The sequence below is a fragment of the Lentiprolixibacter sp. genome, assembly GCF_982873095.1.
On the sequence record NZ_CEYNTP010000087.1, the window covers coordinates 1 to 1902 of the forward strand.

Annotated in this window: 1 protein-coding gene; it reads left to right on the top strand. The window is 49.3% G+C overall.

Annotated features, from left to right (window positions below; all coding sequences use genetic code 11):
* Positions 1 to 1902 (top strand): efflux RND transporter permease subunit (locus AC4E7D_RS06900; RefSeq protein ID WP_490173088.1); only part of this gene is annotated, 1902 nt, incomplete at both ends.

Here is a 1902-nt window from a genome sequence, read left to right on the forward strand (position 1 = left end):
GGGGACATCCCTGAGCAAGACCATTGAAATTACCACCGAAATTGAACAGATCCTGCTGGACCAATTTCCTGAGGTGGATCAGGTGGTTACCCGGATCGGAGCGGCAGAAGTACCCACAGATCCCATGTCTATGGAGGAAAGCGATGTGATCATTACTCTGAATCCAAAAAAAGAATGGGTCACAGCCAACTCAAAGGATGGACTTGCAGAAGAATTTAAAAAGGCCCTCTCTGTCATCCCCGGAATGGAAGTAGAGTTTACGCAACCCATTGAAATGCGTTTCAATGAGCTGATTACCGGGGTACGGGCGGATATCGCCATCAAGGTATTCGGGGAAGACCTCCAGATCCTAAGTGATAAGGCCAACGAAATAAAGACCCTTATCACTGATATTCCCGGGGCTGCTGACATCACAGTTGAAAAGATCGTGGGACTTCCACAGCTCAGTGTACGCTATGATCGTGCAAAGATGGCATTGTACGGTTTGCAGATCAACGATCTCAACCGAATAATTGAAATGGGCTTTGCCGGCGCGAAACTCGGGATGGTATACGAGGGGGAGAAGCGGTTTGACCTGACCCTCAGGCTGAGTAAACGCCACAGAACCAACCTGGCATCCTTAAACAAGCTCTATGTGGATACACCCACTGGGCAAAAGATACCACTTCGCGAAATTGCTGAGATCTCTTTCACTCAAGGTGCAGCAAAAATTGCCAGGGATGATACCCGAAGACGCGTGGTGGTGGGTGTTAATGTCAGAAACCGCGATCTGCAATCAGTAGTGGATGATATCCGGAACCGCATTGAGGGTAAGGTGCTTCTGCCAGCAGGGTATTCCATTTCCTACGGCGGGCAATTTGAAAACCTGCAGCAGGCCAGGGAACGCTTGCTCGTTGCTGTACCCATATCCCTGCTGCTCATCTTCATCCTGTTGTTTTTTGCCTTTGGTTCCGTACGGGACGCCTTATTGGTCTATACGGCAATACCCCTGGCTGCTGTAGGGGGCGTGTTGTTGCTCTGGCTGCGGGACATGCCGTTCAGTATTTCTGCAGGTATCGGCTTCATTGCCCTTTTTGGTATTGCTGTGCTAAACGGCATTGTACTTATTGAACACTTTAAAGAACTTAAAAATGAAGGCATGAAAGATCATGATGAGCTTGTATTGATGGGGACACGGCACCGTCTGAGAGCGGTATTGCTTACGGCTACTGCAGCAGCGCTGGGTTTCCTTCCCATGGCCATTTCTACCAATGTAGGTGCTGAAGTGCAACGTCCCCTCGCGACTGTGGTTATTGGCGGCCTGATTACCGCTACGCTCCTTACTTTGATCGTCCTCCCGGTGCTGTATTCACTTTTTGCCGGAAAACACGGCTGGAAAAATGGATTGAAAACCAAAAGCACACTAACTGTTTTGGCCCTGGGGCTGATGGTTAATATTCCACATACCTATGCCCAGGAGAAGCCGTTGGATCTTGAAGTGCTCAGGGATTTGGCCCTCGAGAATAATGCACAGTTAATGGCGACCGCGCTGGATCGGGACAGGGAAAGATCCCTCATGGGGGCGGCTTTTGACTTTGACAAAACCGAACTTTATTACAGCTATGACCAGAACAACCTGTCCATCAATGGCAAACCGCTGGAAGTCTATGGTGTTAAGCAGGATTTCAGGTTTCCTTTACTGTATTTAACCGACCGAAAAATCAGGAGGTCAACTCTGGACCTGGCCGAAAATCAACTCGAGCTGGAGAGACGGCGGTTAGAAGGCGCATTAGAATCCACCTACTTTAAATTACAAATGCTCTATGCCAGGATCGGGATTTACCAGTCACTGGATTCCCTTTTGGGTCAATTTGCCCGGGCAGCTGACAGGAGGTTTGAGCTCGGGGAGACCAATTACCTGGA